This is a genomic window from Chitinophaga sp. YR627 (assembly GCF_900114995.1).
Taxonomy (GTDB): domain Bacteria; phylum Bacteroidota; class Bacteroidia; order Chitinophagales; family Chitinophagaceae; genus Chitinophaga.
Window position 1 is genome coordinate 125,761 of record NZ_FOUX01000006.1, and the last position, 13,459, is coordinate 139,219.

At 46.4% G+C, this 13,459-nt stretch carries 12 protein-coding genes; 3 read left to right on the plus strand and 9 right to left on the minus strand.

The window, feature by feature from the left end; translation table 11 throughout:
* The first annotated feature begins 13 nt into the window (after positions 1-13).
* Positions 14-787, plus strand: a complete 774-nt coding sequence (locus tag BMZ72_RS29815) for a C40 family peptidase (RefSeq protein ID WP_089814044.1) — start codon at positions 14-16, stop codon at positions 785-787.
* 92 nt (positions 788-879) lie between these two features.
* Here the strand turns inward: BMZ72_RS29815 and BMZ72_RS29820 are convergent, their stop codons facing one another.
* From BMZ72_RS29820 to BMZ72_RS37235, 4 genes are all read right to left on the minus strand, one after another.
* Positions 880-1,425, minus strand: a complete 546-nt coding sequence (locus tag BMZ72_RS29820) for an inorganic diphosphatase (RefSeq protein WP_089814046.1) — start codon at positions 1,423-1,425, stop codon at positions 880-882.
* 227 nt (positions 1,426-1,652) lie between these two features.
* Positions 1,653-2,132 carry a DUF4878 domain-containing protein gene (locus BMZ72_RS29825; RefSeq protein WP_089814049.1) on the minus strand — a complete coding sequence of 160 codons (480 nt, stop codon included), beginning with the start codon at positions 2,130-2,132 and terminating at the stop codon, positions 1,653-1,655.
* Between the two features lie 206 nt (positions 2,133-2,338).
* Positions 2,339-3,298 carry a PhoH family protein gene (locus tag BMZ72_RS29830; RefSeq protein ID WP_089814051.1) on the minus strand — a complete coding sequence of 320 codons (960 nt, stop codon included), beginning with the start codon at positions 3,296-3,298 and terminating at the stop codon, positions 2,339-2,341.
* Between the two features lie 103 nt (positions 3,299-3,401).
* Positions 3,402-3,518 carry an AIR carboxylase family protein gene (locus tag BMZ72_RS37235; RefSeq protein ID WP_410492813.1) on the minus strand — a complete coding sequence of 39 codons (117 nt, stop codon included), beginning with the start codon at positions 3,516-3,518 and terminating at the stop codon, positions 3,402-3,404.
* Between the two features lie 318 nt (positions 3,519-3,836).
* Here BMZ72_RS37235 and BMZ72_RS29835 point away from each other — a divergent pair, with 318 nt between their 5' ends.
* On the plus strand, positions 3,837-6,050 hold the full coding sequence (locus BMZ72_RS29835) for a sensor histidine kinase (RefSeq protein WP_089814053.1): 2,214 nt from the start codon (positions 3,837-3,839) through the stop codon (positions 6,048-6,050).
* A gap of 23 nt (positions 6,051-6,073) precedes the next feature.
* A complete protein-coding gene (locus tag BMZ72_RS29840; RefSeq protein ID WP_052306884.1) occupies positions 6,074-6,454 on the plus strand; it encodes a response regulator in 381 nt (126 codons plus the stop codon).
* Positions 6,455-6,526: 72 nt separating this feature from the next.
* Here the strand turns inward: BMZ72_RS29840 and rpe are convergent, their stop codons facing one another.
* From rpe to thrA, 5 genes are all read right to left on the minus strand, one after another.
* Positions 6,527-7,186 (minus strand): ribulose-phosphate 3-epimerase, encoded by a 660-nt coding sequence (rpe, locus tag BMZ72_RS29845; RefSeq protein WP_089814055.1) that lies wholly within the window; start codon positions 7,184-7,186, stop codon positions 6,527-6,529.
* 84 nt (positions 7,187-7,270) lie between these two features.
* Complete coding sequence (locus tag BMZ72_RS29850) at positions 7,271-8,278, minus strand: tetratricopeptide repeat protein (protein WP_089814057.1); 1,008 nt, start codon at positions 8,276-8,278, stop codon at positions 7,271-7,273.
* A 135-nt stretch (positions 8,279-8,413) separates the two neighbouring features.
* Complete coding sequence (gene thrC / locus BMZ72_RS29855) at positions 8,414-9,721, minus strand: threonine synthase (RefSeq protein WP_089814059.1); 1,308 nt, start codon at positions 9,719-9,721, stop codon at positions 8,414-8,416.
* Positions 9,722-9,727: 6 nt separating this feature from the next.
* Complete coding sequence (locus BMZ72_RS29860) at positions 9,728-10,663, minus strand: homoserine kinase (RefSeq protein ID WP_089814061.1); 936 nt, start codon at positions 10,661-10,663, stop codon at positions 9,728-9,730.
* Between the two features lie 132 nt (positions 10,664-10,795).
* A complete protein-coding gene (gene thrA, locus BMZ72_RS29865) occupies positions 10,796-13,243 on the minus strand; it encodes a bifunctional aspartate kinase/homoserine dehydrogenase I (protein ID WP_089814063.1) in 2,448 nt (815 codons plus the stop codon).
* Positions 13,244-13,459 lie beyond the last annotated feature (216 nt).

The following is a 13,459-nucleotide window of genomic DNA, read 5'->3' on the forward strand; positions in this document are numbered from 1 at the left end:
TTAGACAATTAATATGCCATACGCGATTACTGTTGTTCCAATTATGCCATTACGGGCGGAACAGTCTCACAAAAGTGAAATTATCTCACAAGCCTTGTTCGGGGAATGCAGTGAAATCATTGCCACCGGATCAGACGGTTGGGTAAGGGTAAAATGTCAGTATGATGGATATGAGGGATGGGCAACTGTTAATCACCTGGAAACGATCGATGAAGCGCTTTTTAATGCACCGTATACCCATTATACGGCTTCCTGGGTCAACCAGGTACTCCTGAATGGAAAGCCTTTACAGGCGCCGTTTGGTTGCGTTATCAAGCACGGAACGACTGATGTTACAAACTGGGGAAGGGTAACGGTACAGTTTGAGGAAAAGCCCACGGAGATCGGTAATAGCGATGCGGTGGATATTACAGCCCTGACAAAGGCTGCTTTTCTCTATCTGAATACGGCTTATCTCTGGGGAGGGAAGTCGGTGTTTGGTGCAGATTGTTCCGGGTTTACACAGACCATATTCAAGACACTGGGTATCCATCTTTTACGTGATGCCTATCAGCAGGCGACACAGGGTACTACGGTGGATTTTGTGCAGGAAGCAAAGGCAGGCGATCTGGCTTTCTTTGACAATGCGGAAGGACGGATCACACATGTAGGCATTCTGCTGAATGACCATGAGATCATTCATGCTTCCGGAAAGGTAAGGGTAGACCCGATTGACAACCAGGGAATTACCAATATCGATACCGGTGTAAGAACGCATAAACTGCGTATTATCAGGCGCTATTTCTAACAGAAAATGATTACCTGATCACCAGGTATCCAAATAAAAAGAGGCTGCTCAATATTGAGGCAGCCTCTTTCTTTTACGGTTATCCGTTGTAATTATTTATCGCCGAAGGTCTTGTTGTAAAGCTCAATGCTTTCCAGTACGATACGCTCAGCAACTTCTTTGTTCTGGAAGTCAGCCACTTTTACAGTTTTGTGCTCCAGTCTCTTGTATTCTTCAAAGAAGTGACGGATCTCAGCTGTAAAGTGAGGAGGCAGTTCGGAGATGTCGTTGATATGCGCAACGCTCATATCGTTAGCTGCTACGGCGATGATCTTATCATCTGCTTCACCGTTATCGATCATCTGCATAACGCCGATCACTTTAGCTTCCATGAGGCACATTGGAACCACATCTACCTGGGAGAGGATGAGGATATCCAGCGGATCATGGTCATCACAGTAGGTTTTAGGGATAAAACCGTAGTTAGCTGGATAGTAAACAGAAGAATAAAGCACCCTGTCGAGTCTCAGCAGGCCGCTTTCTTTGTCCAGCTCGTATTTAGCGCGACATCCTTTCGGAATTTCAATAATAGCATTTACTACATTTGGCGCTTCTGATCCTGTGCTGACACTATGCCATGGATTGTTCGTCGTCATCATCAAACTTAATTTTTTGATTATTTACTATTTAAGCGCCTGCGTTTATTCAGCATTGCAGAAAGGTATAACGTCGCAAAGTCTTTCGTTGGGACCCTGGCAACTGATTTACCGTAAGCTAATGTGGAATTTAGAATAAACGTCTGCTGGCGCGTGCGCAAAAATAAGGAACTCAACTGTAATTTCGCAATTGCTGCAAAATAAACAGAAAAGACTTGATTTACAATATCTTATTTATCTGTAGGGAGCGGAGCCGTAGAATCCTGCGGAAGCATGGCGGAGTCCAGTGGCGCGCTTGCCGGAGGCAGATAATTCGGAATGATACTTTCAAAAGTGAGCGATATCTTCCAGCGGCCATTTTCCTTTACCAATTGCAATCTTTCCTTTTGCTGAGAGGATGAGTTCAATACAGTCACGGTTGCTTTGTCGCCGTTTTCTTCTGTATCGATCACCTCTATACCGGCTTTTTTTATCTTATCCCTTTCTGAGTCGTTACGACGGGCATCAAAAAAGGAGTAGAGCTGTATTACCTGTTGCGATTCTTTGGTTGCGTAGTCCCTGGCAAGGTCAAAGTTCGATTCCTGGATAGCGTGCATAAAATTAAGTGCAACTTCCTGGGGAGTAGCGCTTTTTTTGCAACTGCTAAGTACAGTACCGAAAAATAATACCAAGGTGAGAATACGCAGATAACTGGTCATGCAATTGTTCATTATAATACAGTTAACAAAAATAGGAGGAAAGTTAGAAAATTACAAAAAGCAGCTATTGCAGCAGGTTGTAATTTTTTAGCTCCGTACCTGATTTTTGAAAATTGTTGGTTTCCTTGTTGTAAACCGGTATAGGCAAGGAAGTCTTTAACAGTTTACGTTTTAAGGGCGTGAACATACTCAAAACGCTGTTAAGGAAGTGTTAATTGTTAGCGGTCCTCCTTTTCCTTAGCCGCATCATACGCTCGTATGATAGCCTTCACCAGTCTGTGTCTTACTACGTCTTCTTCGTCTAACTGGAGGTAGCCGATACCATCGATATTACGAAGGATACGGGTCGCTTTTTCCAGTCCGGATTTCTGATTTTTAGGCAGGTCGATCTGCGTAAGGTCGCCCGTGATAATAGCTTTGGCTGATGCACCGATACGTGTCAGGAACATTTTGATCTGCAGTTCGGTGGCGTTCTGGGCCTCATCCAGGATGATAAAAGCGTTATCGAGTGTACGTCCGCGCATATACGCCAGGGGAGCGATCTCGATCACACGGTTGGTCATGAAATAACTGAGTTTGTCAGCAGGGATCATGTCATCCAGTGCATCATACAGTGGACGCAGGTATGGATCGATCTTCTCCTTCAGGTCACCGGGCAGAAAACCCAGGTTTTCACCTGCTTCTACAGCGGGACGGGTCAGGATGATCTTTCTGACAGCTTTGTTTTTTAATGCTCTTACAGCAAGCGCCACAGCGGTATAAGTTTTACCGGTACCGGCAGGGCCAATGGCAAAAATGATATCATTTTTGTCAGCCAGAGATACCATTTTCTTCTGGTTGGCTGTTCTTGCTTTTACATTGCGGCCATTTGGGCCGAATACCAGGACCTCATTGGAATTACGGTCCTTGAATGCATCTACCGTTTCTTCATCGCCCAGGATCTGTTCAAAATAGTTTTCGCTCAGATTACCGTTACGTTCAAGATAAGAAATGATTTGTCCGATTTTTTCCTGAGCAGTGGCTACTTCTTCCTGAGCGCCGGAGAGCTTGAGTTGTGTTCCACGGGAGAGAATCTTTAGCAGTGGAAATTTCTTTTTCAGCAGATCAAGTTTTCCATTGTTTACTCCGAAGAACTCGATAGGGTTAATACTATCTAAGCTGATGATTGATTCTGTCAAGTGATATTTTATTTAAATCGTTTGAGGTTTCTCCGTATAAGGTGTCTAAAGCAATATACCTTAAACGCGTTACATTAAGAAACCTGGAGTTTATTAACCTTACTTAAGGCTTCGCTAAAACTGGCAGGAAGGTGTTTGCAGATACCACACCAGGAAGAGCAGTAGCCTGATCAGCAGCGGCAATAACCACGCCAAAGCATTTTTCCTGTGTGGACCGCAGATGCTGCGATCATTTCACCTTCAATACCAAAGAACTATAGAAAAATGAAGTGATTCCCGTATAACCGGTCTGTCACTTTCAGCTCTCATGAGAATGAATACTTCATTGCCTGTGCATTTAATGTTTGTCTGTCTACTATTGTTCCCAAAGATATTTATCCTTTTACACTTGCTGAAAACGGGAAATCCACATCGGTGGAAAACGCAAAATTAAGGCCTTAAATAATACAAATGACTGTCCTCCCGCCAGATAGTTATTAAGAATAGCTATTTTTAATCATATATTGAGTATTTTTAAAGGGATTATCGTTCGGGATTTATGATGAATGCCATTATGAGTAACGCGCTGACAGGTGTAATACCGGCGCTGTTACTGGATCTGCACGGTAACCTCTTGTATGCCAATCAGCAGGCGTCGGGGTGGCTGCAGATACCGGAGGGGGAATTTCATCCGGCAGGAAATATTACAACTGTACATTTTAATGATGTCATCGGAAGGAATGCAGGGGTGTACTGGCCTATGCTATGTCACCTGCTCAATATGGGCCGGCCAGCCTGTGTGGAGATGTATTGCCATACCCGCCAGTGGATACAATGGAAGTTAAGTCCGGCAGGCGACCATTTCCTCCTCTCCGGTACCGACATTACCGGCCGTCGTCCGGCCGAACCCGCATCCGTATTACACGCCATGCCTTTCGGCTTACAGCACTTTGCACCTGATGGTACGCACCGCGGCGCCAACGAACTGCAACAGCAGATATGGGAAGGCATCGATCCGGTACTCTGTATGCCAGGGTATAACCTTTTTGAAGAGCCGGTATTCCAGGAAACAGGTCTGGCTGATCTGTTCATCGCTGTTCAAAGCAATGGCGAACCCGCTACCGGAGAAATACTCCTCGGTTACCGCGAACAGGCCATCAACGGCGTGATCCGCATCCTGCCTGCCTACTACGAAGCAACCGTATTCGCAGTAGCCGATCATCAGGGGAATATCATCGAACTGGTGATGCTCATGAGCGACATCACCGAAAAGCAGCTCTCCCTGATGCAACTTCAGAAAAGCGCCCGCCTGCTGGATCTGATCATCGAACACCTGCCCATCGGCTATATACAATTTGACCACTTCGGGTTTATCCGCCGTATCAATCAGACGCAGCGGGCATTCTTTCAATATGAGTACGAAGAAGGAGAGACTCCTTTCAATATTATGAACGACCCGTTTGCCCGGCTCTACGGACTGGACGAACTGTTCATACACGTCATGGTGCATAATAAGATGCTCCGTGTCGAAAAGCAACTGGACTTTTCTAAAGACAGTCGCTGGACCGCCCAGAATAAAGAAGTCTGGCTGGACCTTACTCTCTTCCCTCTGCGGGATCCCGTAGACCAGGAACAGATCGTTGTAGCATTGGTCAACGATATCACCGACAGGAAACTGGAGCGGCAGATGCGCAACCTGCTGCAACGGAACACCGAACAACTGCACCTGTTCTTCGACGCAGTAGACATGGGATATGCTACCATGGAAAGAGACGGTACCCTGTCTTTTGTTAATACCAAGGCAGAAGAGATGGCCGGCCGCCAGGTATCCCCCGGAGAAAACCTGTTTAACGTACTCCCCGAACTGGGACACCTCAGTCCGTTCCGGACCCGTTTCTCTGCAGCACTGACAGGTACCGTCTCGCAATCCTTCAGCAGCTATTTCCCCCGCCGTTATAAATGGTATGAGTTCCTGATCACGCACATGAGCGATGGGACCGTTTCTGTCTTCATCCGGGATATCAGCGATAGCCGGAATATGCAGAAAGACCTTTTCCGGGCCAATAAGCAATTAAGTAAGCTGAACCGGAGCCTGGTCAACCAGAATCAGCAACTGGAAGATTTCGCGCACATCACCTCACATAACCTGCGTGCGCCGATCGCTAATCTGAAAGCACTGATGCAGATGCACAATGATTCAGTGTTGCAACATGAAAAGGAACAATACCTGAGTTTACTACAGGAAGTGATATTTAAGATAGATGAAACGCTCAATGACCTGGTGGACGTTGTCCAGATCAGGAAAGATGTGGATATGGAACGGGAAGAGCTTATATTTGCTGAGCGTCTTCAACATGTGAAAGACGTTTTATTTGCAGATATTGAAAAGAGCGGGATACAACTCACGACCAATTTTGAACATGCGCCTTCGCTGGAGTTCCCGCGCCTGTATCTGGACAGTATCCTGCAGAACCTGATCACCAATGCCATCCGTTATCGTACCCTTGAACATAGGCCCCGTCTGCATTTGAGAAGCTGGCGTGAAAACGGTCATACTATGCTGACTGCAGAAGATAATGGACTGGGTATCGATATGGAACGTTTCGGACATAAGCTTTTTGGTTTCAGAAAGACGTTTCACAAGAACAAAGACGCGAAAGGTATCGGCCTTTTTATCACCAAAACACAGGTTGAGGCAATGGGTGGGAGCATTCGTGCGGAAAGTACACCGGGTCGGGGAACGAAATTTATTATTACCTTTAAAACAGACTAAATCCCTGTATGCAATTGCACAACATGATTTTTATCGTAGATGATGATCCTATTCATCAGCAGATCGCGAACATAATGATCAAACGACAGGGTATTGGAGAGAATGTGAGGGCCTTTTCCGATGCGCAGGACGTGCTGGATTATCTACGTCAATATTCCTTCCAGGCCGAGCAATTGCCTGATCTGATCTTACTTGATCTTAATATGCCAGTCATGGACGGATGGGATTTCCTCAATGACTACGCCGGTTTTTATAAAGACTTAGCCAAACAGATCGGCATTTTTGTACTGACTTCTTCTATTGATGATAAAGACCGTAAAAAGGTAGATAACTATTCATTCGTGAAAGGCTATCTCACCAAACCTTTGTCCAGTGAGATCATTACGAAGTTACAGGCCAGCTGAAACTGATATGTTCATATATGGAAGAGGGTTATGTCATACGACATAACCCTCTTCTGTTATAAGCAATTGCAATTACGCTTTTTTCAACGCACTGATCGTTGCTTCCGGGTCTTTGGATGCAAACACCGAGCTACCCGCCACCAGTACATTCGCACCCGCATCCAGTATGCTGGCTGCATTGTCCAATGTAATGCCGCCATCTACTTCAATCAACGCATGCGCTTTATAATGATTGATCATTTCACGGGTCTGGCGTATCTTATCCAGACTTCTCGGAATGAAGTGTTGGCCGCCGAAACCGGGATTCACACTCATTATCAGTACAAGATCGATATCATTGATAATATTCTCCAGCAGATGCACAGGTGTATGCGGATTCAATGCCACACCGGCTTTCATTCCCAGACTTTTGATCTGTTGTATATTCCTGTGTAAGTGTGTGCAGGCCTCATAGTGTACAGTCAGGAGGTCAGCCCCCGCTTTTTTGAAATCTTCTGCATATCTCTCCGGCTCTTCGATCATCAGGTGTACGTCACAGACCTTTGTAGTCGCCTTTCTGATCTGTGAGATCACCGGTAAGCCAAAACTGATATTCGGTACAAATCTGCCATCCATTACGTCCAGGTGCAACCAATCCGCCTCACTGCGATTCAACATCTCAACTTCTTTCCTTAGCTCCAGGAAATTGGACGCCAGGAGAGACGGTGCGATAAATGTGTTTCTGTTTTCCAAAGCCACTCGTTTAAAGATTAGGAATCATGTACAGACGGCCATCATGTCGCCCGTACTGCTATTCATCGTTACGAATATAACTGTTTATTTTTTTAGTTTATCCAATGCAGCTTTCGCTTCCGGATATTCCTTTCTGAATGTAAGCGCCTTGATATAGTCATCTATCGCGTCTTCCTTACGGCCCAGTTGCTCCAGACACTGTGCACGGTTATAATACGCCTCAGAATTATTAGGGGATGTTTTCGCCGCCAGATCGAAAAAACGCAGGCCTTCTTTCCAGTTCTTTTTACGCACATTGATCGTTCCCAGGGCCATATAAGCTCTTTCGTCATCGGGGTCAGTAGAGATACTGCTCATATAAGCAGTAACGGCTTCCGGAGTATTGCCGGTCTGCTCATAATACTGTCCCAGGGCAATATACGGTTCCGCATTCACAGAGTCCAGTCTGGCCGCCAGTTTGTAGTATTTCGGTGTATTAGCAGATCGTCTGGCCAGTAACAGATCTCCCAGTTCCATCACAGCGTCATAATCACTCTGCAGCCCTGCATGATCTACCGCCGCCGTCAGATGACTGATCGCCAGGGTGGTATCTTTGTTTTCCTCTGCAATCCTCGCTTTCAGGTAATAGGCTTTATCGTAGGTACCGGTAGATTTTGCCAGCACGCCCGCCAGACTATCAGCTGATGTATATTGTTTGTTTTCAATCAGAGCCGTTGCCAGTCTGTATTGCAGATAAGGATAACCGGGCGCTGTCTGTAAAGCCTTTTCAAACTGTGTAATGGCCTGCGGATAGTGTTCCAGCACCAGCGCAGCTTCCCCGGCGCCAGCCCAGAAATCGGTCACGGCCGGTTTCAGCTGCGCCGCCTTTTCAAAGTCTTTCTGTGCAAGTGCAGGATCTGTATTGAAGAGCAGCAAAGCCCTGCGGAAATACAAGCCTTCGTTGTCAGGGAATTGTGCGATAGAGTCGGTGAGTGGCAATACCATGGAGGCATATAGGGCGGAGTCAGCACCGTTTTTCTGAACAGACTCTCCCTGTTTACCGGAATGGCAGCAAATTAAAAAAGGAATGGATAAGAGGAATAGGTATTTCATAAGACAATTATATAAAAAATGCTGGAAATTCCACTGTTATGATAACTATAGCGGTACAGGAAGGGGTAAAATGAAGAATGGCTGTCCGCTAACAGCGGGACAGCCATCCTGATTGATCGTCTGTTGCATGCCGGATCAATTGGCCATGAGCCATTGTTTTAATGCGTCATATTCGGCCGGAAGTTGTACGGATTGTTTCTCCAGGTCATACAGGGACTTTACCCTGTCAGGCGTCACGATCTTATCCTGCAGAGACGCCGGAGCGGTATCTGCGAATTTAACCGGATGCGCTGTTTCCAGAAATACACCGGCAGTATTTGTATCCAGACCTGCCGTCTGCAAATACTGTTTCAGGCCGAGGTAACCTACCGCGCCGTGTGGATCCAGCATATACTGGTGGTCTTTCCAGACCTGTTCCATCGTAGCTGCGGTATCTTTATCGTTGAAGGAAACAGACGTCAGCTTCTCTTTCAGTGCCGGCAAACTGTTTGCAAATAATTCAAGGATACGGACAAAGTTGCTCGGATCAGCCACATCCATCGCATTGGAGAGGGTAGCAGTCGCTTTACCTGGTGTATACGCGCCGGTTTGCATGAATCTTGGCACTGTATCATTTACATTGGTACTGGCCACAAAATGTTTTACCGGCAGACCCATCGCCGCTGCCATCATACCTGCGCAGATATTCCCGAAATTGCCGCTTGGCACAGAGAATACGATATCAGGATGCGCAGCGCTGAGTTGTTTGTATGCCAGCAGATAATAGAACATCTGCGGCAGCCAGCGTGCAACGTTGATGGAGTTGGCACTGGTCAGCATCACATGCGATTGCAATGCTTCATCCAGGAATGCCGTTTTCACCATCCGCTGACAATCATCAAACGTGCCGTCTATTTCAAGTGCCGTGATGTTGCCATTGAGTGTGGTCAGCTGTTTTTCCTGTAGCGTGCTCACTTTACCGGAAGGGTAGAGGATCACTACACGTACACCGGGAACATTATAGAAACCGTTGGCAACAGCGCCGCCGGTATCACCGGAAGTGGCTACGAGTACCGTTACCGGACGGCTATCATTTCTTCTGAAATAACCCAGGCAACCGGCCATAAAACGTGCGCCGACATCCTTAAATGCCAGGGTAGGACCGTGGAAAAGTTCCAGGGAATATACATTGCCTTCTACTTTCTCCACCGGAAAAGGAAAACTAAGCGTATCTGCAATGATCTGCCTTAAAGTAGCTTCGGGAATTTCTTCTCCTACAAATGGCTGTATCGCTGCGTAGGCAATATCGAGGTCGTTTTTATGAACGATATCGTTGAGGAATGTTTTGTCAAAAGCCGGAATACGCTCAGGAAAATATAATCCCTTATCAGGTGCGAGACCCTGTACTACGGCTTCTTCAAAAGATACAACGTGTTGTTTATTCTGTAGACTGAAATATTTCATTAGACTTTACGCTTTTGTAATTTTCACACCTTCCCTGTTTATCTGCGATACATGGATCTTATAATCCACGCCCAGCGGCGCATATACCGTGTCCATCATAGCAGCTACCTTACGGGCAGCTTCCTCGCCTCTGCTCAGCATGAATACAGAAGGACCGGAACCAGAGATACCACCACCCAATGCACCTGCTTCCTTACATTTTACTTTCAGTTCGTAGAAAGCAGGTATCAGGATCGCACGTACAGGTTCTACGATCGCATCTTCCAGTGAACGGCTGATCAGATCATAGTTTTCCTGATAAAGACCCGCAACGAGTGCACCTACGTTACCCCACTGACGGATGGCATCGGTCATCAGTACTTTTTGTTTAAGGATCTCACGGGCATCAGAAGTTTTTACTTCTATCTGCGGATGGATCACGGTTACCCACAGATCAGCCGGTGTGTGCAGACCGGTAATATCAAGCGGTTTATAACTTCTTACCAGTGTAAAACCACCCATGATAGCAGGAGCGACGTTATCCGCATGTGCAGCACCACTGGCCAGTCTTTCACCTTCCATGGCAAAACGTACCAGCTGTTTAGGTGTGAACGGATTACCCAGCAGATGGTTGGCGCCTGCGACAGCACCCGCAGAACTGGCAGCACTGGAGCCGATGCCACTACCCGGAGGAATATTTTTGAAGAGTTCTAATTCTATACCAACATCCGGCTGACCATACTTCTGCAACAGCGCCTGAATAGCGACGCCACATACGTTCTGTGCAGGATCAGTAGAAAGTGATGCGCCGTGTACCGCTGTAATGGTTACACCTGGTTTGTCACTTTTACGCATGATCATTTCATCGCCGGGAGCATCCATAGCCAGTCCTATTACGTCAAAACCGCAGGCCACATTGGCGACAGTGGCAGGTGCAAATACTCTTATGCTTTCATTGTCCATAGGGAACAAAATTTTAATTAAAAATTAAGAGTTAAGAATTAAGAATTAAGCCGTAAGAATTGAGTTATTCGGGTCTTATTGATACTTGTAACCACCAATTCTTAATTATTAATTTTTAATTCTTAATTGATTTTATCTCGCTGATCTGATGATATCAGCAAATATACCGGAAGCCGTTACATCTGCTCCCGCACCGGCGCCTTTCACGATCAGTGGTTGTTCCGAATAACGGTTGGTGGTATAAAGTACGATGTTGTCTTTTCCTTCCAGTTTGAAGAAAGGATGATCCGGTGCGATAGATTGCAGTCCTACGGACGCTTTACCATTTTCATAGCGGGCTACGAACTTCAGGCGTTTACCTTCCGCATCGGCCTTTTCGCGTAATGCCAGGAAATGACCGGCATGAACGTCCAGCTGCTCGTAGAAAGCATCTACAGAAGGTGCATGCAGTGCTTCTTCCGGCAGGAAGGAATGATTGGTGATATCTTCCAGTTCCATCTTCATACCGCTCTCACGTGCGAGGATCAGGATCTTACGCATCACATCCACACCGCTCAGATCTATACGTGGATCCGGTTCTGTATAACCTTCATCCTGTGCGGCTTTTACTACCGTACGGAACGAAGCACCGTTGACGAAATTATTAAAGACGAAGTTGAGACTACCACTCAATACTGCTTCGATGCTGTTTACCTTATCACCGCTGCGGATCAGGTCATTCAGGGTGTTGATCACCGGCAGACCTGCACCAACATTGGTTTCAAACAGGAAAGAAGCATTGTATTTACGCGCCAGGTCTTTCAGACTCTTATAATAAGCGTAATCAGAAGAGCAGGCGATCTTGTTACAGGTCACTACAGAGATACCATGTTGCAGGAACTCACCGTAGGTAGCCGCTACTTCTTTACTGGCAGTATTATCAACAAATACACTGTTACGAAGGTTGAGTGATTTGATCTTATTGGCAAAAGCGACCATGTCAGATGCTTCACCTGCTTCCAGTACATTTTTCCAGTCAGCCAGGTTGATCGCTTCATGACCAAAGGCCATCTTACGGCTGTTGGCGATACCGGTTACACGTACGTGCAGACCCAGTTCGTTCATCAGGAATTTATGCTGCTGATTCAGTTGTTCCAGCAGTTTGCCGCCTACATTACCCACACCTGCGATGAATACGTTCACCTGTTTCAGTGGTTCTTCAAAGAAGGCTTCATGTATAACGTTCAGCGCTTTTTTAACATCTCCCTTATTGATCACTACAGAGATGTTCTTTTCAGTAGAACCCTGTGCGATCGCGCGTATATTCACACCATTACGACCCAGTGCAGCAAAGAGTTTACCGCTGGTGCCGTGATGATTTTTCATGTTATCACCTACTACAGCAACGATGCTCATATCTCTTTCCACGATCAGTGGTTCGATGCGTTTTTCCAGGATCTCCTGGGAGAACTCGCTATCCACCGCAGTTTTTGCTTTCAGCATATCTGTTTCGTGGATACCAACGGTGATTGAGTGTTCAGAAGAACTCTGTGTGATGAGGATCACGTTCACACGTTCGCTGAGCAGTGCTTCGAAGAGACGTTTGGAGAAACCCGGTATACCCACCATGCCGCTACCTTCCAGTGTAAGCAGCGCTATTTTCTGGATACCGCTGATACCGGTTACGGGGTACACACGGCCATCACCTTCCTGAGAGTGTATCAGTGTACCATAATCATCCGGTGCAAAAGTATTTTTGATCCAGATAGGGATACGTTTATCCATTACAGGTTGTATGGTAGGCGGATAGATCACTTTCGCACCGAAGTGGGAGAGCTCCATCGCTTCTTCATAACTGATGTGCGGGATCGGAATAGCCTGTGATACCATGCGTGGATCAGCAGTCATCATACCACTTACATCAGTCCATATATCGAGTACTTCCGCATGCAGTGCGGCAGCGACAATAGCAGCAGTATAGTCAGAACCGCCACGACCAAGCGTAGTGGTTTCTCCGTCAGAAGTCGCAGATACGAAACCTGGCAGTACGAAGAAATCAGCAGTCTGTTGCTGGTAGTATTGGGCAGTCTGGTGATTGGTCGCAAGGAAATTCACCGCAGCGTTGCCGAAGTTATTATCAGTAACGATCAGTTCACGGCTATCTTTCCAAACGGCATTGAGTCCGGTAGACTTCAGCTTTTCCGCCAGCAGATAGGAGGAGACGAGTTCCCCGAAACTCATGATCTTATCCAGCGACCTTGCGCTCAGTTCACCCACCTGGAAGATCCCATCGCAGAGGGTTTCCAGGGTATTCAGGCGTTTTTTTACCTGGCTGATGATACCACTTTGTACAGTGATAGGGAAGAGGGTACGAATGGTGTCCAGGTGTCTGGATTCGATTTCTTCCAATACGTTTCTATATTGTTCCTGTCCTTGTCCTGCCAGCTGACCACATTGTATCAGTTTATCAGTAATGCCGCTCATGGCAGAAGCAACAATGGTAAAGCGTCCGTTGGGTTTCTTGTTACGGATGATATTGCATACCTGTTCTATTGACTGGGCGCTTCCCATGGAAGTTCCGCCGAATTTTAATACTTGCATGTGAGAAGAATGTTAATACGTAAAAATGCCAGATCCCTTTACCGGGTGTACCACCTGAGTGGTCGTTGGATGATATGTGAAATTTAACCCCGCACTGGGGTTGTAATAGATGTAATTGTAATAGTGCTGATACCCGCGCCGGAGATGGTGCGAGATGCAGAAGTGAAGTATGTAACTATTGGTAGCACTATTTGGAACAATTTACTTTTCGCTAAC